Source organism: Nonomuraea sp. NPDC049750, from assembly GCF_040659625.1.
Taxonomy (GTDB): Bacteria; Actinomycetota; Actinomycetes; order Streptosporangiales; family Streptosporangiaceae; genus Nonomuraea.
On sequence record NZ_JBFANB010000047.1, the window covers coordinates 46,159 to 66,102 of the forward strand.

Consider the following 19,944-nt stretch of genomic DNA (forward strand, 5'->3'; position numbering starts at 1 on the left):
GCCTTGCTCCCAGCGCTCATCGGAGGATCGCCAGCCGTCGTTCGAGTCGGCCGGTGACGAAGCCCGCGCACGCGGCGATCAGCGCGTACGCCGCGCCCGCGCCGACGAAGATCGGGATGGGCTGGGCCTCAAGGAGGTTCACCCGGTTGGCCGCCGCGGTCAGGTCGACGACGCCGACGGCCGCCGCGAGCGCCGTGTTCATGGTGAGCGCGATGAAGATGTTGCCGATCGGCTGCACCACCGTACGCAGCGCCTGCGGCAGGATGACGTGCCGCAGCGACTGGGCGAACGTCAGCCCGATCGCGCGGGCCGCCTCGCCCTGCCCCTTGGCCACCGAGTTCACGCCGGACCGCAGCGCCTCGCCGATGTAGGCGGCCTCATATACGGAGATCACCGCGATGGCCGTTACCAGCAGGTCGGCCTTGATCCCGATCTCCGGCAGGCCGAAGAACGCCAGGACGAGCAGCACCAGCAGCGGCAGGTTCTGGAAGGTCTCCACGTAGGCGGTGCCGAGGGCGCGCAGCACCCGTACCGGGCTCACCCGCAGGGCGGTGACCAGCACGCCCAGTACCGCCGCGCCGAGGAACGACGCGGCGGTCAGCTGGAACGTCACGAGCAGCCCCTGCCACAGCTCGGGCAGGTGGTCGAAGAGGACGGACATCAGGACCCCGGCACGGACCCGATCTGGGGCGGCTGCGGAGCGTCGCCCACGACGACCGTGCCGATGGAGTTCTTCCAGATCTTCTGCCAGGCCCCGGCGTCCTGCATCTTCTTCAGCCAGGCGTTGGTGAACGTCTTGAACTGGTCGTCACCGTGCTTGAGCCCGATGCCGTACGGGTCGACGGTGAAGGGCTTGGTGACGATCTGGATCGACGGGTCCTTCTTGGCGTCGGCGATCAGCAGCGTCTCGTCCTGGACGTAGGCGACGCCCCGGTCCTGCTTGAGCGCCTGGAGGCACTCCGGGTCGCTGCCGAACGTGATGATCTCCGCCTGGGGCGCGAACTTCTTGATCGCGGGGATGGCGGGCGTGTTGGCGCCGGCGAGGACCTTCTTGCCGTTCAGGTCCTCGGGCTTGGCGATGCCCGTCGCGCCCTTCTTCACCGCGATGGTCAGGCCGGAGGTGTAGTACGGCCCGGCGAACGCCACCTGCTTCGCCCGTTCCGGCGTGATCGTGTACGTCTGGAAGACGACGTCCACGGTGCCGTTGGCGAGCAGCGCCTCACGGGTCTCCGAGGCCGAGTTGACGATCTTCACCTTGGGCTGGCCGATGATGTACTTGGCCAGCGCCTTGCCCAGATCGGCGTCGAAGCCCTCGACCTGGCCGGTGGCCGGGTTCTGCTGGGAGAGCAACGGCGCGTCCAGCGAGCCGCCGACGATCAGCTCGCCGCGCTGCTTGATCTTCTCCATGGTGGAGCCGGGCAGGATGTCCGCGGCGGCCGCGACCGGCGCCTGCGCGAGGACGTCGTCCTTCTTGGTCTCTCCTCCGGGCACGGCGGGGCTGCTCGTCTCGCCGCAGGCCGCCAGGCCTAACAGGGAAACGGCGACGACAGCGACAAGTCTCTTCATGACCATCCACTTCCTTCGAAATCGAAGATGAAGCGGAACGTAGTGGCAGATTTCGTACGAAGTCAATACGTTGTCGCAGGAAGTCAGGACATGATATTCCTCTCAGCATGAACCAGCGGCTGCCCGTGAGCGGGGCACAGGGGGACCTGCTGCGTCTCGTGGCCACCGGCCGGGCCGAGTCGCGGGCCGACCTCGCCCGCTTATCCGGGCTGGCCGCCTCCAGCGTCTCGCTCCGGGTCGAGGAGCTGATCTCGCTGGGCCTGCTCGGCGAGGAGGGCTCGGGCGCCTCACGGGGTGGGCGGCGACCCAGGCGGCTGCGCCTGTCGCCGTCGGCGGGGGTGCTGGCGGTCGCCGACCTCGGCGCGCACCACGCGCGGCTCGGGCTGCTCGACCTCAGCGGCGCCCCGCTGGTGATCGAGGAGCGGCCCTGCGAGATCGCCCGGGGTCCGGAGGCCACGCTGGACCTCCTGTCGGACGCCTTCGACGAGCTGCTGGCCGTACATGTGCCGGATGACGTGCCGCTGCGCGGGGTGGGGACCGGCATCCCCGGCCCGGTGGACCCGGCCACCAGCCGGGTGGTCACGCCTTCGCGGATGCCCGGCTGGAACGGCTTCCCCGTCGCCGAGCATCTGGGTCTGCGCTACGACCTGCCGATCCTCGTCGAGAACGACGCCAACCTGATGGCCGCCGGCGAGGCCAGGCACTGGCCCGGCTGCGACAACCTCATGGTCCTCAAGGCCGGGACCGGCATCGGCTGCGGCGTGATCGTCAACGGCCACCTGCACCGGGGGCGCGGTGCGGCGGGCGACATCAGCCACGTTCGGGTACGTTCCGACTCGTCCGTCCTGTGCGCCTGCGGCCACCCCGACTGCCTGGAGGCGTACGCCAGCGGGGCCGCCCTCATGTCGGCCCTCGCGGACGCCGGGATCACCGTGGCCCGTCCCGCGGACATCGTGAGCCTGGTGGACGACGCGATCCCCGAGGCCACCAGCCTGGTCCGGGGCGCGGGGCGGCGGATCGGCGAGGTCCTCACCGTGCTGGTCAACTTCTTCAACCCGGACGTGATCGCGGTGGGCGGCAGTCTGTCGGCGGCCGAACCGCTGATCACCTCCATCAGGGCGGCGGTGTACGAGCGCTGCCTGCCGTTGGCGACCCGCGACCTGGAGATCGCCCCGGCGCGGGCCGGCCGGGACGCCGCCCTCCTGGGCGCCGGAGCGCTCCTATTGGAGGCGGCGCTGGTTTAGGCGGCCATTCTCGCTCGCGATGCGACACACCCGAAACGCCCGTCACCACGGTGGCGGGCGCTTTTACGCTAACGTACCTCTGATAAATCGGGGTCCCAGACGTCGCACCATGTGAGGTCCTTTGTCACCCATCCCGTTACGACTCGTTTTCCTCTTCACCTCCGTGCTCCTGATCGCCGGATGCACCACCACTTCGCCACCGGCCGAAACCGAAACCACTAATCCGGTCGCCGAACAACCGGTCCCGCAGAATTCGACGTCAGAAGAAAGTGATGACGACGACGCGGGCTTCTTCGAGATCTGCGTCAACAAGAAGACGCGCCTGCGGATCAACTATCGACCGTGCGACGACGCGCGGCCCGGCACCGCCTGGTATTTCTTCTCGCTGGAGGCCCGGGTGCCCGCCACCGGCTCCAAAGCCAAGCATGGCTCGTTCAAACAGCCACGAGGCGACTCGTACCGAGCTCCCGCCAAGGGCGGCAGCGGCTCGGACGCGATGATCGCCGACGTCGACGACCGCGTGAAGGTCTGCGTGCGAAAGGCGACTCGGATCCGGTTCGCGAACATCAGGTGCGACGACGGCGAGAAGGGATACGGCTGGTATTACATTCGCATCGACGGCACCGTTCCGGCGATGGGCAAGAAAGCCGACGACGGTTCTTTCCGTGAGCCGTACGCGGAGGCGTACAAAGCTCGTAGCAAAGGCGGCGACGCCGCCAAGGCAGCGATCGGTTACGAGGATCCGGACGCCCCGGAGCCCGAGCCCGATGAGGAGGACGGTGACGAGGAGGAATACTGCACCACGACCATCAACAATGAGTGCGTCGCCACCAATGAGTGCACAGAAACGGTGAACGGCGTCTGCACCAAGACCGACGACGGTTATCTCGGTACGCCGTCAAGAAAGTGCCGCAATGTGTGGGCCCGCAAGCACTGGACCCGCCGCTGCTGACGCGCTACTCCTCGCGCACTGGCCTGGGCAGGGTTCCAACGCGAACGGCTTCACCCGCGTTTGATACCGGGTGAAGGGAGTTTCATGGACCCATATGAGGGCTTTCGGGAGTTCGTACGCCTGCGCCAGCCCGCGCTGATGCGCACCGCGTACCTGCTCACCGGCAACAGCCCGCAGGCCGAGGACTTATTACAGACCGTGCTGATGCGGACGGCCAGGCACTGGCGCAAGCTGGCCGCCGATGCCAATCCCGAGGCATACGTGCGCAGGGCGTTGTACAACGAGCACGTCTCCTGGTATCGGCGCACTCGTGGCCGCGTGGAGACTCCGCGCTCCGACCCGCTGGAAGCCGGGCCGGGGCGCGATCCGAGCGACGAGAGCCTGCACCGTCTCGCGCTCCACGAAGCTCTCATGCGGCTGACGCGGCGGCAGCGCGCCGTCCTGGTCCTGCGGTTCTACGAGGATCGCAGCGTCGAGGAGACCGCCGACCTGCTCGGCTGCTCGGCGGGCACGGTCAAGAGCCAGACCAGCCACGCCCTCGGCCGGTTGCGCGTCCTGGCCCCCGAGCTGGCCTACCTGCTCCACGACGTCGAGCCTCAGGAGGCGGTCCGATGACGAGATTCAGCGACGAGCTCCGGCTGATCGCCGACCAGGCATCGGACGGCCCGGCCGACATGGCCGAAAAGGTGCTGCGCGGCACCCGGCGCCAGAGGACGGTCACCCTGGCGAGCGCGGCGGCGGCACTGCTCGCCCTGACCCTGACCGGCGCCGTCCTGATGGGCGGCTCGCCGGGCGGCGGCACCATCAGCACCAAGGTGACGGACGTCCTGCCCGCTTCCGGCGTGGCCCCGGCGAGTCGCGCCTACCACGACTTCTGCGGGCGGCAATGGGAGCCGGGACGCAATACCTCCGCCCTTGGCGACAGAACGTGCGCCCAGTGGCGGCTGGTGACCCGCACCGGCCAGAGTTTCAGGGTGCCGGAGGCCGTGAGCGTCTACAGCGAGCAGAGCGCCAAGAACTACATGAACACATCCGCCCCGCTGGAGATCAGCTCCGATGGGCGGCGGATCGCCTACTACAGCGAGAAGGACCAGCGGTTCGCGGTCCGCGACCTGGACAGCGGCCAAATCTGGCTCTCGCCGCAGACCATCACCAGAGCGGCCATGGTCAAGGCGGGCGGAGTGCTGCAGATCTCACCAGACGGACGCTTCCTCGGCATGAACGGCCCAGGCGGGTCGAACTCGGTCCTCGACGTGGAGACCGGGAAGGTGACGGAAGTTCCGCAAGGCTGGCAGATCCAGCGGGTGCCCAACGGCGGCACCCCGGTGGTCGTGACGAAGGATCGCCAGCTCGGCTTACTGGCCGACGGCAAGGTCAAGACCCTCACTACCGATGCCAAGGTAGTCAACGTCAGCGAACTGTCCCCGGACGGGCGGACGCTGGCCTACCTGGACGCGGGCACGGCCCATAGCGGCCCGGGAGGGCTGAACATCACCCTTCACACCATCTACCTGCCGTCGGGAGAGATCTCGGGCAAGGTCGAGTTGCGCGACACGCCGAAGGACTTTTCTGCCATGCGAATCGGCGGCTGGCTCAGCACCACAGAAGTGGTCGTCGCCGACCGGGCGCGCGGGGCGTGGGGCAAAGCGCCGGAAGACGTGCCCACCCTGGGAGACATCACGTACGGCATCGACCTCACCACCGGCCGGGTCCGCGAACTCGCCAGGTACACCTATCGTGCATGGGCAGGCGACATGTCGATCCCCGGCTTCTGACCGACTCCCCGCAGCCGGTGAACCCCAGGTCCACCAGCATGTACAGCGGCAGGCGGGCGCAGGCGGCAATCGTCCGTAAAGAGCTACTCCTCGCTCAGCGGGTCGAACAACTCATGCCACTTGCCGACCGTGGCGAACACAACGTCCATCGCGGCCAGCGCCGCATCACGCGTCTCTCCGTAGGCGGTCGTGCAGTCGCTGGCCACGTACGGGTCGAAGCCGCGCTGGTCGGCGGAGCGCACCGTGGTCTCCACACAGACGTTGGTCAGGATGCCGGCGACGAGCAGCCGCTTGATCTCCAGGCCGCGGAGCAGTACCTCGAGGCCCGCTGTCAACACTTCGTCGACGGATGCGCTCGGCCAGGCGAGAGGCTGTTCTGCTCCTGCCTAGTCTGCCGTGAGTCCGCGGTTCTTGACCGCCTGCACGGTTGAGTAGCCACTACTCATGCTGTACCGCCGCAAGGTCCTCATCGTTGGGCGCATGCGTCATCCACCACATTTCAGCCGATTGGTTGTCATCCCGCTGGTCGTGCTCTGTCTCATCGCGCTCAACACGGCGATCGTCTCGGTGGCCAGTGCCGCCACGGACGTCACCATCACGCTGACCATCAACCACGTCCAGCAGCACGAGAACCCGGACGACGACGGCGGGGACGGCGACTACTTCCCCGAGATCCGCATCGGCGACGGACCGGGCGATCCCGTCCTGCGCAAGCCGTACGTGCAGGACGACATCTTCGACCCCAGCACCTTCCCCGACCCCTGGATCTTCACCAGGACGATCTCCGTACCCGATGACAAGTTCACCGTGCCGGTGCTCATCAGGCTGTGGGACTACGACGACGGCACCAACTTCGGCGACGATCTCATGGACATCAGCCCCGGCAACCAGGACGACGAGCTGAACCTGGACTTCGACCTCGGCACACGCTCCTGGCGCGGCGTCGCCGACGGGATCACGCCGAGCCAGGGCCGGATCACCGGTGACGGTGACCCGAACTTCCCCGAGGTCAACGACGGCGTCGCGGCCACGATCGGCATCGACATCAAGGTGGATCCCGCCACCCTTCCCGACACCGACGGGGACGGCATCTACGACGTCGTCGAGCGGTTCGGCATCAGGGAGGCGGACGGCACGATGCGCTACGACCTGGCGGCGATGGGCATCAACCCCTGCCGCAAGAGCGTCATCGTGACCATCGACTACATGACCTCGCCCGCCGAGAACCACAAACCCAAATCCGCCGCGATCGCCGAGGTCAGGAACGCGTTCGCGAACGCGCCGGTCGATCCCGTGCGGCCCTGCCGGTACGCGGGGGTGCCCACCCCGGTCGGCGTGGACTTCATCTACATCGAGGGCAACGCGATCGCCGAACAGGCCACAATCGGGCTCGACAACGACTTCCGCAGGTTCCGGACAGCCAATCTCAGCCCGCTGCTGCGTCCCTACGCCCACTACGCGATTGCCGCTCACGACCAGCCCAACGCGGCCGGCGTGTCCGGGGTCTGCTGCGACGACGACAAGGACTTCCTGATCACGCTCGGCTCCTGGCGCACCCTGTGCGTCGCGCCCGGGACGAACGGCGTCATCGACACCAAGCTCGGCGGCGACGACGTGCTGCTCGGCACCAACGAGATCGACGTCGGCACCAATGGCGACTGCGAGAGCAAAGTCGACACGACCCTCGTCCCCCGCCCCGACGACGAGCAGGTCCTGCCTCCGGGCACCGGCCGGGACAACGCCCGGGTCGGCACGGTCCGTGACCAGTCGGGCACGATCATGCACGAGCTGGGCCACGCCCTCGGACTCGCCCACGGCGGCAGCATCCGCACCAATCACAAGCCCAACTACCTCAGCGTCATGAACTACTCCTTCGACCCGGGCGGCATCCCGATCGCCCCCGGCCGCGACGCCGCCCGCCGCCTCGACTACTCGCGCGAGGACCTGCCCGACCTGGACAGGACCGCGCTCAACGAGTCGATGGGCATCCAGGACGGCACCGACCTCACCCGCTGGCTGGACCCGATGCGCAACGAGAGGTTCGGGCCGGGACGAGGGCCGCTGAACTGGAACGCGAACTTCGACACCGCCGGCCAGCCCATCATCGACCCGGCGACACCGCCCCTGGCCGTGGACATCAACGCCGACGACGACGTCTGCGTGCTGGGCGGCACGAACGGCCTCAACAGCACCGTCAACCCGAACGACGTCCGGACAGGCGACGACATCCTGGCGGGCGGGGACAACACCTGCCAGTCCACGCCCAGTGGCGGCGACAGCGGGCGGGAGACGGTCCTGACCGGGCACGATGACTGGGCCAGCCTGAAGTTCAAGGGCGCGGCCATCACCGGTTCGGGGCCGGAGATCTCGTTCCGGCAGGTGGTCAGCTCGGAGCTGGCGCGGCGTAACTTCTACGAGCCCGACGTCACGGTCGCCAAAACCGTCGACAAGGCGACCGCGCTACCCGGCGACACGCTCACCTACCAGGTGAAGACCAGCAACATCGGCAAGGGCCGCGCCGCCGCGGTAAGCCTCACCGACACCCTGCCCGACGGCACCGCGGTGAACCGGGCGCTGCCGGAACTGGCTGCGCAGGCCTCCCACACTGAGACCTTCACCTACCTGGTGCCCTGCACCACGGCCGACGCGACCGACCTCACCAACCGGGCCACCGTCACGGCAAAGAACCTGGCCGAGGAGCCCGAGACCGACACCGCCAACAACAGCGACTCCGCGACCACCCGGATCAAGGCCCCGAAGCTGACGTTGACGGCCACCGCCACCCCGACGGCGAACGCGGCCGAGGCGGTGACCACCAAGCTCACCGCCGCCAACACCGGCAGCGCCACCGCCACCGGCGTCACCCTGCAGTACACGCTCCCCGAGGGCGTCTACTACAGCACCGCGCTCGACCAGGGCACCGGGCCGCGCCCGACGAACGTCAACGGCCGGATCCTGACCTGGAACCTGGGCACGGCGGACGCCGGCGCCGCCAAGAGCGTGGAGTTCACCACCCGCTCCAGCCTGCTCACCGAGGGCGGCACCCGGCTGACCGGCCAGGCCAAGGTCACCTACGGCAACGCCAACGGCTGCGCCTACGACCCGGTCTCGGCCTCCAGTACCTCCACGGTCACCGAGGCGGCACCCAGCCGTAACCCGCAGATCTCCACCATCTGGGCGAGCCTCCCGGCGACGCGCACGGCCGAACTGCTGGCCAGGGTGCAGGCCACCGACACCCGCTTCGACACCTCCCCGGCCGACGGCCGACTGACCCAGCAGGAGGTCAACGACACCTTCCGGCTGCCGCTGCTACAGCCCGGAACCCTCAAGGCCGAACTCCTGGCCACCTACCTCAACCTGGCCGACCGCCGGATCAACGCCGCGACGGCCGTCTACACCGTGACCATCGAGCGGCTGGGCCTGCGGACCGTGGGCGACGCCGCCCGCCACGCGCAAGCCACACTGCCGCTGCCACCGCTGAGCAACGTGGTCGCCTTCACCGACACCACGCTGGCGCTTGTCGAGATCAACTCCGGCATCGCCGAACGCTACTGATCCACCGGCATGGCCCGGCCTGCGAGGCCGGGCCATGCCGGCTGGCTGGCCGTCCAAGGCCGCAACAGCCTCCAGAGTGCCCTGGCGATCAACGCGAGTGTGGTATCTGGTGGTACTCGCCTGGTGGCAAGTACCGTGACCCAACAGTGGCGCCTTGGCGCCCGTCTCGAGACTCAGTCGGTGCGGAACTGGTCGGCCGGGTAGACCCCGAGGATCTTCACGTCCGTGGTGAAGAACGCCAACTCCTCCAGCGCGTTCTTCAGGCCGGGATCCTCGGGGTGCCCGTCGACCTCGGCGAGGAACTGGGTGGCCGCGAAGTGGCCGCCGACCATGTAGCTCTCCAGCTTGGTCATGTTGATGCCGTTGGTCGCGAACCCGCCGAGCGCCTTGTAGAGCGCGGCCGGCAGGTTGCGGACGTTGAAGACGAACGAGGTGACCACCGGGCCCTCGCCGCGCGGTGCTTGCACGAAGTCGGGGCTGAGCACCACGAACCGGGTGGTGTTGTGCTCCTCGTCCTCGACGTCGCGGGCGAGGATGTGCAGGCCGTAGATCTCCGCCGCGAGTGGCGGCGCGATCGCCGCCTGGGTCGGGTCGTCCGCCTCGGCCACCTCGCGCGCGGCGCCGGCGGTGTCACCGGCGATCATCGGCACCAGGTCGTGTTCGCGGATGATCCGGCGGCACTGGCCGAGGGCATGCACGTGGCTGTGCACGGCCTTGATCGTGTCCAGGGTCGCACCCGGCGGCGCCATCAGGTTGAACTGGATGCGCAGGAAGTGCTCGCCGATGATGTGCAGGCCCGAGGTCGGCAGGAAGTGGTGGATGTCGGCGACCCGGCCGGCGATCGAGTTGTCGATCGGGATCATCGCCAGCTCGGCCTCGCCGTTCTCCACCACCGCGAACACATCCTCGAAGGACGCGCACGGCACCGTATGCCAGTCGGGGTAGTGCTGCTTGCACACCAAGTGGGAGTTCGAGCCGGGCTCCCCCTGGTAGGCGATACGTCGTGCGGTCACCCCAGCAGTGTCCCATGCAGCCGGGCTCGGCTGCATGGCCTCCCCGGGGGTCGATACTGGTGGAACAGTCGTTGGCGGCGAGAAGAATCGTGATTCTCGTTGTGGCGCTGAGCTGGTTGAATGCGAAAGGCCCAGGCGGTCAGAGACCCACTGACGCGAGGACACCATCCGGGAAACACCGCCCCGACGCTCCGCGTGGCGCGGGCCAGAACGTCGCGTCCCACCAGTTCGGCTGTCGCCGACCAGAGGTCACTGCGGATCCGGTGGGCGTGCACACGCAGCCATTCCCTTTGTGGCAGCGGTTTGCCCTCCGCCTCCCGATCGAGGTCAAGGAAATTGAGACGGAGGAGCCAACGGACCTGCCAGGACGCCGACGGGACGAGATTCATCTCCCTGATGATCAGCGCGCGCAGGTCATCCTCGTCCAGCCCCGGATGTAGGCCAGCCGGCCGCCTCAGACGCCGGGTCGAGGACGCGACGCAGTCGCTGATGATCGTCCAGAGGCAGGCGTGGGTGTCTCCATCTGAGCCGAGGCCGCCAAGCCATCGCTCCGACGATCAGGCAGGTAGCACCTGGTTAACGCCGGTACATCCCCCGCATCAAGCCCCTTTATCGCGAAATTTCGGGATAAAGGTAGGGGGGTTAGATCGCGTAGTCGTCACGCGAGAAACGAGTCCTTGGCCATCCGGCGTACCCGGGGCTCGTCGATGACGTGCCCCAGCCCCGCCTGCGTCAGCGGCACCGCCACCACCCCGCCGTTGGCCCCCACGATCGGCGTCACGATCTGGTTGTTGCGCGGCGGCTGCGTCACGTCGCACGGCAGCGTGCATCCCGGCAGGCTGGCCAGCGCCACCGTGGCCGCCCGGGCCAGTCCGGCGCCCTGACCGCCCGCGCACTGGATGTCCCAGCCGGCCGCGGCGGCCCGGTCGTGCGCCCGGCGGGCCTCGCTGAGCGACGGGAAGGCGGTGGGCCGCAGGATCAGCACCCGCGCGGCCCGCAGGGTCAGGTAGTCGTCGAGCTCCGCCGACGAGCGCACCTCGACCGCCACCGACGCCGCCACCTCGTCCTGCAGCGAGGCGTGCGCGTAGACGTCGCCGACGGGGAAGGGCCGTTCGATGACCTCGATGCCGTACGAGTCCAGCGCCGCGAGCTGCCCGCCCTCGGAGTAGGCGCAGCCGCCGTCGACGGCCAGCGTCAGAGCCGGATAGGCCAGGCGTACGGCCCGCACCGGCTCGACGTCCCAGCCGGGCCGCACGTCCAGCGTCACGTGGCCGTAGCCCGCGCAGACCTGCTGGTTGACCCGTGAGACCAGGCTTTCGAGTGATGGGTCGGGTTCGAGCCGGACGGTGGCCACCAGGGAGGTGCGGGTGCCGCCGATCGCCTCGGCGAGCGGCACGCCCCGCATCCTGGTCCACAGGTCCCAGCAGGCCATGTCGACGGCCGGGTCACCGCTCAGGACGGCGTCGGGGTGCTCCCAGTCGACGCCGATGAGCTGGGCGGCCAGCGACTCCTCCAGCCGGGCCCAGGTCTTGGGCTGGGGATCCAGCGCCTCACCCCAGCCGGTCATGCCGGCGTAGTCGGTGAGCTTGACGAGCAGGCTCTCCGACCGCCTGCCATACGGCAGGACCAGCCGGAAGACCTCTAGCTCCCGCACTCGCGGCATGTACCCCCCTCTGCGACGAAGCTAAGAAACGACTCCTTCCAGTGTGCCTGCCTTCGTGTGCTGGGCAAAACGCGGGGCGATGACGGCGGCCAGTACGGCGAGGGTGAAGGTGAAGGCGAGGCCCACCAGATAGGTCTCGCCGGTGGCGGTGAACAGGGCTCCGGTGATCGCGACGGCGACGACGGTGAACACGGACTCGCCGACGCCGAGGGCCGCGGTGTTCTGGCCCGCCTCTCCGGGCGCGGACATCTCCAGCACCAGTACGGACACCGTGGGGTGCAGCGCGCCGATGCCGAGCCCGGAGATGGCCATGGCCACGTACGCGAGGGCGATCGGCACGGAGTCGATCAGCAGGAGCGACATCAGCGCGATGCCGGTGGCGACCATGATGGCGCCACCGCGCAGCGCGGCCAGGTGGCTGATGGCGCCGCGGCCCTTGATCCAGGATCCGGTGGACCAGCCGAGCGCGCCGACGGTCAGGACGATGCCGGCGCCGGTGGGCGTCAGGCCACGCTCGCTGATCAGCATGAGCGGGATGAGAACCTGGGCCGCCACCAGCGAGCCGTAGGCCAGGCCGCGCAGCACGGGGGCGCTCGGCAGCCCGCGGGCGGCCCGGAGCGAGCCGCGGGGCAGCAGCCTGGGCAGGGACACGGCCAGCAGGACGATCCCGGCCGCGAGCAGGGGCAGGCCGCGGAGCTGGAGCGCGCTGCCGTACTGGATCAGCGCGGCGGCGACGGCGGTCAGCGTGGCCCAGACCAGCTTGCGCCCAAGGCCGGGGGCGGGCTCGGCCTCGCCGCCGCGCAGGCCCGCGCCGGCGGTGCCGCGCCACAGAAGCAGCGCGCTGGGCACGACGATCAGGGAGACGCCGAGGAAGATCCACCGCCAGTCGGCGTTCTCCACCACGAACCCGGCGATGGCCGGGCCGACCATGGACGGCACCACCCAGGCGGCCGAGAACAGCGCGAACACCCTGGGATGCATCTCACCCGGATAGACCCTCGCCACCAGCACATAGAGGGCCACCTGGATCAGGCCCGCGCCGAGCCCCTGGATGAACCGCCCGGCGACGAACACCTCCATGTTCGGCGCGAACCCGGCCACCAGCAGCCCCGCCACGAAGCCCGCCACGCCAGTGGCTACCGGCGGCAGCGGGCCCTTCACGTCGCTCCACCTGCCGCCGAGCACGGTGGCGATCACGCTGGCCGCGAGGGTGGCGCTGAAGGCCAGGTTGTACAGGTGCATGCCGCCGAGCTCGCGCGCCACGACGGGCATCGCCGTCGCCACCGCCATCGCCTCGAACGCCACCAACATGACGAGCGCCACCAGCCCCACGCTGAGCGCCCGGTACTTCGCCGACACCACACTGACGGGAGGTGCTTCAAGAGTTGCGGTCATGTCCGGCAAACTATGCCGAACCCCCTGCTCAGCACATCGGGCGCCAGCCCTAGGCCCTTGGGCTTAGGGAATCCGGGGCCCGCGGGCCTAAGGCACCTTAGGGCCTGCGAACCTAAGGCATCCGGGCCGCGAGACCGTCGATCATCAGATCGAGGCCGTACTCGAAGCGCGCCCGCCCGTCGTCGGCGATCAGATCGTCGACGTGCACGGCGATGTGCGGGAACCGCTCGGCGGGCAGGGCGCGGTAGTGGCTCTCGATGTGGCCGACGAACGACTTGAAGTATTCCTCCAGGCCGAGACCCGTGACCCGCATCCTGCCGAAGTGCAGCGAGCCCTCGAAGGCGTCGCCGGTGATGTAGAGGGAGATCCGGTCGACGGCGAGCGAGGCGTCACGCGGCGCCATGCCCGCGTCAATCAGCAGGCCGAAGACGTATTCGGCGATCCGCAGCGCGTTCGGGCCGAGGGGGATGCTGGCCAGCGCGGCCCTGGCCACGTCGGCGTGGCTGCCCAGGACCCGGTGGCACTCGATCGCGTACTCGCGCAACTGCTCCTTCCAGCGGGCCGGATCGGGTTCGGCCAGGTGGATCTCGCCGAGCACCCGGTCATAGATGAGCTCCAGGAGCTCCTCCTTGTTGGCGACGTGCGCGTAGAGCGAGGCGGGGCCGGTGTCGAGCTCCTGCGCGACGCGGCGCATGCTCAGCCCGTCGAGGCCCTCGGCGTCAAGGATCCGCAATCCCGTCTCGACGATCAGATCCTGGCTCAGCTGCCGCCTGAGCTGAACCGGCTTACGCGCCTTGCGCCACGGCGGGGTCGGGACGTTCTCGCTGCTTCCCATGACGAACACTGTACTTGACACGAACGCTGTTCGCCACTAAAACAGTGTTCGTAGCGAACAGTGTTCGTAGTAAAAAACGGTGTTCTACCAAGGAGTCCTCATGACCGTCACCGCCCCCCAGGCGGACTCGGAGGTCCAGCCCTACCGCTGGCGCTGGGTCGCGCTGTTCGTCATCCTGGCCGCCGAGGTCATGGACCTGCTGGACGCGCTGGTCACCTCCATCGCCGCACCGACCATCCAGAAGGATCTGGGCGGCTCGTCGAGCCTGGTGCAGTGGCTGGTGGCCGGTTACACGCTGGCCATGGCGGTCGGCCTGATCACCGGTGGCCGGCTCGGCGACCTCTACGGCCGCAAGCGCATGTTCGTGATCGGCGCCCTGGGCTTCACCGCCGCCTCATTACTGTGCGGGATCGCCGCGAACCCGGAGATGCTGATCGCCGGCCGAGTTGTGCAGGGCCTGTTCGGCGCCGTGATGCTGCCGCAGGGGCTCGGCCTGATCAAGGAGATGTTCCCGCCGCGGGAGATGGGCAAGGCGTTCGGCATGTTCGGCCCGGTCATGACGATCTCGTCCGTGGGCGGCCCGATCCTGGCCGGTTGGCTGATCGACGCCGACCTGTTCGGCACCGGCTGGCGCATGATCTTCCTGATCAACCTGCCACTCGGGCTGGCCGCCGCGCTGGCCGGGATGCGGTTCCTGCCGGAGTTCAGGCTCTCCAACGCCACCCGGCTCGACCTGGTCGGCATGCTGCTGGTCTCGGCCGCCGCGTTCCTGCTGATCTTCCCGCTCATCCAGGGTCGCGAGCTGGACTGGCCCGTCTGGACGTTCGTGTCGATGGCCGCCTCGATCGTGTTGTTCGCCGTCTTCGGCCGGTACGAGAGCCGCCGTGCCGCTTCCGGAAAGGACCCGCTGGTCACGCCGAGCCTGTTCCGCAAGCGCGCCTTCACCGGCGGGCTGGTGGCCGGGCTGGCCTTCTTCTCCGGCATGATCGGCCTCAGCCTCGTCTTCACCCTCTACACCCAGGTCGGGCTCGGCTACAGCCCGCTCAAGGCCGGCCTCACCGGTCTGCCGCAGGCCATCGGCGGCGTGATCGGCTTCGGCCTGGCCATGTCGGGCCTGCAGGAGAAGCTCGGCCGCGGCCTGCTGCAGATCGGCACCGCGGTCATGGCCGTGGGCGCGGGCGTGCTGGGCCTGACCATCCACCTGGTCGGCACCGACGTCAGCCCCTGGCAGCTGTCCCCCGGCCTGGCCTTCGTGGGCATCGGGATGGGCCTGACCATGGCGCCGTTCTTCGACATCGTGCTCTCGGGCGTCGAGCCGCACGAGTCCGGCTCGGCGTCGGGCACGCTGACCGCGACCCAGCAGCTCGGCGGCGCGCTCGGCAGTGCCCTGCTCGGCACGCTCTTCTTCAACCTGCTCAAGAGCCAGTGGAGCTTCGGCTCGGCGATGCAGGTCACCATCTGGGTCGAGATCGGGCTGCTGGTGCTGACCTTCCTGCTGGCGTACCTGCTGCCGCGCAAGTCCAGTGTGGAGCAACCCGGGCACTGACCGCCTGCTTCTGAAACCCACCTGCTCTAAAGGGCCGCGACCTGGTGTCGCGGCCCTTTCACCACGTTTCAGGAACCCATGCCGATATGTCGTTCGGCCCACTGGGCGATGTCGCGGCGTTCGATCGCGGCGGCCATCAGGTCCGGGAACGCGTCGGGCGTACACGCGAAGGCCGGCACCCCCATCGCGGCCAGCGCGGCGGCGTTCTCGTGGTCGTAGAAGGGCGCGCCCTCGTCGGACAGCGCCAGCAGCACGATCACCTGGACGCCCGCCTGGGTCATCGCGGCGACCCTGCGCAGCATCTCCTGCCGCACGCCGCCCTCGTAGAGGTCGCTGATGAGGATGAAGATCGAGTTGGCGGGCCGTGTGATGAGACCCTGGCTGTAGGCGATGGCCCGGTTGATGTCCGTACCGCCGCCCAGTTGGGTGCCGAACAGCAGCTCGACCGGATCATGCAGCTGATCCGTCAAGTCCACCACCGCCGTGTCGAACACCACCAGCGACGTCTTGAGCGACCGCATCGAGGCCAGCACCGCGCCGAACACGCTCGAGTAGACCACCGAGGCCGCCATCGACCCGCTCTGGTCGATCGCGAGCACCACCTCGCGCTGCACGGACCGCTGCCTGCGCGCGTAGCCGACGAGCCGCGAGGGGACGACCGTGTTCTTCTCGGGCAGGTAGTTCTTGAGGTTCGCCCTGATCGTCCGGTCCCAGTCGATGTCGGACACCCGCTTGGGCCGGTGGGTCCTGGCCGAGCGGTCGAGCGCGCCGGTGACGGCGGCCCTGGTCTTCTGGGCGAGCCTGCGTTCGAGCTCCTGCACGACCCTGCGCACCACCGCGCGGGCCGACTCGCGCGCCTGGTCGGGCATGACCCGGTTGAGCGCCAGCAGCGTGCCGACCAGGTGCACGTCGGGCTCTACGGCCTCCAGCATCTCGGGTTCGAGCAGCAGCCTGGTGAGGTTGAGCCGCTGGATCGCGTCCTTCTGCATGACCTGGACGACGGTCGAGGGGAAATAGGTTCTGATGTCGCCCAGCCACCGCGCCACCCGGGGCGCCGAGGCGCCTAGGCCGCCGTCGCGGTCGTACACGGCGGCCAGGGCCCGATCCATGTCCGCGTCGGCGCCCTCGAGCCCGCCGCCGCCCGCGCCTGCTTGGCGGCCCGCGCAGATGCCGTCGGCGTCGCCACCGCCCAGCACCAGCCGCCACCTGCGCAGCCGCTCGTCCATACGCTCAGTCATGCTCTCTCCCGCCGATTCGCGCTCTCCTCAAGATCGCCAGTGCCCTCGGGCATGTTCTCTCCTGCAGGATCACCGGCACGCTCAGCCATGCTCCCCCCCGCCGATCCGCGCTCTCCCCAAGATCGCCAGCACGGTTCGCTCGGCCGCCGCCGCCCGCTGTTCGTCCACGGCCTGCTCCCCCGCCCGCCCCGGCCCCTCCGACCGCTCCGCCGATCGGACACGCTCGCCGATCGCCCGGCGTTCGGGTGCGGCGAAGCTCCCGAACGTCCGGCGGAGCAGCGGCAGCACGTCGACGAACTGCTCGCCGTCCAGCCCGGTCAGCCAGGCGTCGACCAGGCCGAGCAGCCTCGGGTCGTGCACCAGCAGCAGCCCGCCGCCGCCCAGGAAGCCCTCGATCCAGGAGGCGGCCCTGGTGGGCGCGTGGCCCCGGGACATCGCCCGCGACATCCGATCGTCGGCGTCGTCGAGCTCGCCGGCGTCGAGCAGGATCCTGGTCAGTCGTCCCTCGATCAGCCCGTGCAGGTCGGGGCGGTCACTCATCCCACGCAACGTGACCAGCCACCGACTACGCGGCGACGCCGCCTGACGGGATGTCGGCGCCGTCGGCTCCTGCTCGATGGGGTCCTCCGGCGGTGAGCCGGTCGGCTCCTCTGGCATCAGTGCGACGGCAGTGTGTACGGCGTCGACGCCGCTGAGCAGTGCGGCTGCCGCCTCGTCGTCGAGGCCGGTGACCGCGACGGGCAGGCCGACGCAGATGCGGTCGAGCATCGACCGGACGATCACCGCCAGGCCCTCGGCCGAGGTGCCGCGTACGTCGCCGTAGCGGTGGGCGCGAACCATCGCGGGCAGCGCGCCCATCAGATGAGTGACGTCGGTGTCGAGCGCGGCCTTGGCCGAGAGGGCGGCCAGGACCTCGGGCAGCGCCTCCGGCAGGTCGGCCAGCAGGCAGCGTTCGACCAGCCCGCTCAGGTCGGCCAGTGTCACCGACGCTGCCGAGGCGAGGTCGCGGGCCCGCTGGGCAGCGGCGAAGGCGACCGTGATGCCGAGGGCCGCCGCCTCGACGAGCGCCAGGTCGAACTCCGGCCGCCACTGCAGCGTCCACGTCTCCCTGAACGTCCCCTTGCCCCTGGCCTGCCCGAGCACCCCCCACTCCACGTCGAGCAGCCGCAGCCGGCGCAGCAGGTGGCTGCGGTCGAGGTCGAGCGGCTTGCGCAGGTCGAGCCCGAACTCGCGGTCCAGCGCCTCGGGCTTCAGCTTGAGCCGTCGCTGCTGCTCACGCAGGTCGCGCTGGAGCGGCACCATGGGCGTGCCGTCGGAGACATGGCCGAGCCGGTCGCCGACGACCAGGCGCCGCTGGATCAGCTCCACCGCCAGGTCGTCGCCCTCGCACAGCACCGCCCTGGCCGCCTCGGTGACTTCGCCGAGCCCGGCCAGCGGGCGTCCGCGCAGGGTGGCCAGGCTGTGCGCGAGGCGTACGGACTCGATGACGTGCGCGGACGACACCGCGAGCCCTTCGTCGCGGAGCACCGCCGCCGCTCCGGCCAGCCACCGCTCCACGGGCCGGTCGGGCGCGGTGAACAGGTGGTGGTACCAGCCGGGCGAGGAGATGCCCGCGCCGTAGCCGCTCCACGAGGCCAGCCGCCCATACGTCCACGGCACCCACGTCAGCTGCGCCTTCACCTTGGGCAGGCCACGCAGGAGAGCGTCGTCGGCCTTGGCCGGAGGCAGCGGGGCGGTCAGGGCGGGGACGTGCCAGGCGCCGCAGATCACCGCGATGCGGTCGTGGCCCTGTCTGATGGCGGTGCGGAGGGTCTTGCGCATGTACGCCTCGCGCCGGGCCTCACGTTCGTCGGGCTCGTGGCCCTCACGGACGGCGGCCATGGCCTCGGCGATCACCTCGAACGGGGTGTCGCCCCGGTGCTCGACGACGTCCTCCCACCAGCGCTCGGGATCGTCGTAACCGGCTGCGGCGGCCAGGGTGCCGATGGGATCGACCCGCAGACGCTCGGGGTCGGAACCGGGCCCAGGCTTGGGATCCACTTCAGGGCCGGGCCCAGACTTGGGGACCGCTTCAGGGCCGGGCCCAGGGTTGGCGGCCCGAGCGCCAGGGCTGTCAGCGTCAGGGGCGTCGGGGCTGTCGGCCTCGGAAGTGCCGGGAGTGACGGCGCCGGGGGTGTCAGGAGCGATGGCGTCGGGGCTGTGAGCGTCGGGAGGGTCGGCGTCGCGGGTTTCGGCGCTGGGCGGATCGGCCAGGCTGTGGGCGGCCGGGAGGTCGCAGAACCGTACCGGGATGCCGGCCGCCGTGCCGTACAGGATGGCCTGCCATTCGGGCGAGAACCCGGCGAACGGCCAGAAGGCCGCGCTGGACGCCTGGCCGGGCACGTGCGCGAGCAGCGCGACCGGCGGTTCGAGCTCGGGCGCGAGCGCGACCAGCGCGTCGGCCTCCGGCGGTCCCTCAATGAGGATCAGGTCGGGACGGAGGCGTTCGAGCTCCGCCCGCACGGCGCGCGCCGAGCCGGGGCCGTGGTGCCGGACACCCAGGATCGAGACGGCCATCAGAACCACCCGTGGATACCCCGGCGTTCACGCCGGAGAGGAAACGGGGACGGAAAGGCTCCCAGGGGCCTGAGCGTGCCCTGAGGTTCACCGTTCAATGGTGGTCTCCTGACTCGTGGTGTAGCCGTAGCCGTCGGCTCTTTGGAGCAGGCGGATGTGTTTGTGGTTGATGCCTTGGCGGGTGCCGGTCGCGGTGGTGATGTTGAAGGAGCCTGTGGTGCGGACGGCGACGCGTCCGGTGTGGACTCCGGTGTGCTTGCCTTTGGTGAGGGTGGCGCGGACGAGGTCGCCGGTGGCGAATCCGTGGACGTGCTTGATGCGGGGAAGTCGCAGGCGGGGGAACCCGTATCGGTCGGTGCGGGTTCGGCCGTAGGTGCCGCGTCCGGTGGCCTTGACGACCAGGATGCGGTCTGGCCATCCGGTCACCTGCTCGAGTTCGCCGACGTGCAGGGCGTCCAGGGTGTGGGACTTCGGCGCGTTCGTACGGGAGCGGTTCCACTTGGTGCGCCCGCCCGAACCGATGGCCACGGGCAGAGTCGTCGCGGTCAGCGCCCGCCACAGCGCCCAGCGGGTGGCGTTGACCGCCGCGGCGTCTCGGAGCGGGGC

Annotated in this window: 15 protein-coding genes and 1 pseudogene; 6 read left to right on the forward strand and 10 right to left on the reverse strand. The window is 69.5% G+C overall.

All coding sequences use genetic code 11. From position 1 onward, the window contains the following. Positions 1 to 16: 16 nt before the first annotated feature. Both AB0J16_RS55465 and AB0J16_RS55470 read right to left on the reverse strand, forming a co-directional pair. Complete coding sequence (locus AB0J16_RS55465) at positions 17 to 661, reverse strand: amino acid ABC transporter permease (RefSeq protein WP_358556152.1); 645 nt, start codon at positions 659 to 661, stop codon at positions 17 to 19. Further along, a complete protein-coding gene (locus AB0J16_RS55470) occupies positions 661 to 1,566 on the reverse strand; it encodes a glutamate ABC transporter substrate-binding protein (RefSeq protein WP_358556155.1) in 906 nt (301 codons plus the stop codon). The genes AB0J16_RS55465 and AB0J16_RS55470 overlap by 1 nt, the downstream gene beginning before the upstream one ends. 107 nt (positions 1,567 to 1,673) lie before the next feature. Between AB0J16_RS55470 and AB0J16_RS55475 the strand changes: the two genes are divergently transcribed. From AB0J16_RS55475 to AB0J16_RS55490, 4 genes are all read left to right on the forward strand, one after another. Further along, positions 1,674 to 2,810 (forward strand): ROK family protein, encoded by a 1,137-nt coding sequence (locus AB0J16_RS55475; RefSeq protein ID WP_358556158.1) that lies wholly within the window; start codon positions 1,674 to 1,676, stop codon positions 2,808 to 2,810. A gap of 163 nt (positions 2,811 to 2,973) precedes the next feature. After that, a complete protein-coding gene (locus AB0J16_RS55480) occupies positions 2,974 to 3,762 on the forward strand; it encodes a hypothetical protein (RefSeq protein ID WP_358556161.1) in 789 nt (262 codons plus the stop codon). Positions 3,763 to 3,846: 84 nt separating this feature from the next. Further along, positions 3,847 to 4,377 carry a SigE family RNA polymerase sigma factor gene (locus AB0J16_RS55485; protein ID WP_358556164.1) on the forward strand — a complete coding sequence of 177 codons (531 nt, stop codon included), beginning with the start codon at positions 3,847 to 3,849 and terminating at the stop codon, positions 4,375 to 4,377. Continuing rightward, positions 4,374 to 5,537: a hypothetical protein gene (locus AB0J16_RS55490; protein ID WP_358556167.1), complete on the forward strand. Its 1,164-nt coding sequence runs from the start codon at positions 4,374 to 4,376 to the stop codon at positions 5,535 to 5,537. Before AB0J16_RS55485 ends, AB0J16_RS55490 begins: the two co-directional genes overlap by 4 nt. A gap of 83 nt (positions 5,538 to 5,620) precedes the next feature. On the opposite strand, the gene AB0J16_RS55495 is transcribed toward AB0J16_RS55490, so the two are convergent. Beyond that, positions 5,621 to 5,872, reverse strand: coding sequence for an isochorismatase family protein (locus AB0J16_RS55495; protein ID WP_358556170.1), 252 nt, complete (start codon positions 5,870 to 5,872; stop codon positions 5,621 to 5,623). A 145-nt stretch (positions 5,873 to 6,017) separates the two neighbouring features. Here AB0J16_RS55495 and AB0J16_RS55500 point away from each other — a divergent pair, with 145 nt between their 5' ends. Further along, entirely contained in the window at positions 6,018 to 9,092 is a 3,075-nt protein-coding gene (locus AB0J16_RS55500; RefSeq protein ID WP_358556173.1) for a CARDB domain-containing protein, read from the forward strand. Positions 9,093 to 9,265: 173 nt separating this feature from the next. Here AB0J16_RS55500 and AB0J16_RS55505 read toward each other — a convergent pair whose 3' ends face one another. From AB0J16_RS55505 to AB0J16_RS55520, 4 genes are all read right to left on the reverse strand, one after another. Next, positions 9,266 to 10,105, reverse strand: a complete 840-nt coding sequence (locus tag AB0J16_RS55505; RefSeq protein WP_358556175.1) for a prephenate dehydratase — start codon at positions 10,103 to 10,105, stop codon at positions 9,266 to 9,268. 658 nt (positions 10,106 to 10,763) lie between these two features. Beyond that, positions 10,764 to 11,768 carry an enolase C-terminal domain-like protein gene (locus tag AB0J16_RS55510; protein WP_358556177.1) on the reverse strand — a complete coding sequence of 335 codons (1,005 nt, stop codon included), beginning with the start codon at positions 11,766 to 11,768 and terminating at the stop codon, positions 10,764 to 10,766. Between the two features lie 21 nt (positions 11,769 to 11,789). Next, positions 11,790 to 13,163, reverse strand: coding sequence for an MFS transporter (locus AB0J16_RS55515; RefSeq protein WP_358556179.1), 1,374 nt, complete (start codon positions 13,161 to 13,163; stop codon positions 11,790 to 11,792). A 112-nt stretch (positions 13,164 to 13,275) separates the two neighbouring features. Next, on the reverse strand, positions 13,276 to 13,998 hold the full coding sequence (locus tag AB0J16_RS55520; protein WP_358556181.1) for a TetR/AcrR family transcriptional regulator: 723 nt from the start codon (positions 13,996 to 13,998) through the stop codon (positions 13,276 to 13,278). Between the two features lie 100 nt (positions 13,999 to 14,098). On the opposite strand from AB0J16_RS55520, the gene AB0J16_RS55525 reads away from it, so the two are divergent. After that, positions 14,099 to 15,544 (forward strand): MFS transporter, encoded by a 1,446-nt coding sequence (locus AB0J16_RS55525; protein WP_358556183.1) that lies wholly within the window; start codon positions 14,099 to 14,101, stop codon positions 15,542 to 15,544. 68 nt (positions 15,545 to 15,612) lie between these two features. Here AB0J16_RS55525 and AB0J16_RS55530 read toward each other — a convergent pair whose 3' ends face one another. The 3 genes and pseudogenes from AB0J16_RS55530 to AB0J16_RS55540 all read right to left on the reverse strand — a co-directional run. After that, positions 15,613 to 16,782, reverse strand: coding sequence for a VWA domain-containing protein (locus tag AB0J16_RS55530; protein ID WP_358556185.1), 1,170 nt, complete (start codon positions 16,780 to 16,782; stop codon positions 15,613 to 15,615). Between the two features lie 81 nt (positions 16,783 to 16,863). Next, on the reverse strand, positions 16,864 to 19,338 hold the full coding sequence (locus AB0J16_RS55535; protein ID WP_358556187.1) for a DUF5682 family protein: 2,475 nt from the start codon (positions 19,336 to 19,338) through the stop codon (positions 16,864 to 16,866). An 87-nt stretch (positions 19,339 to 19,425) separates the two neighbouring features. Then, positions 19,426 to 19,944 (reverse strand): annotated as a pseudogene (locus AB0J16_RS55540) (HNH endonuclease); the annotation flags it as partial.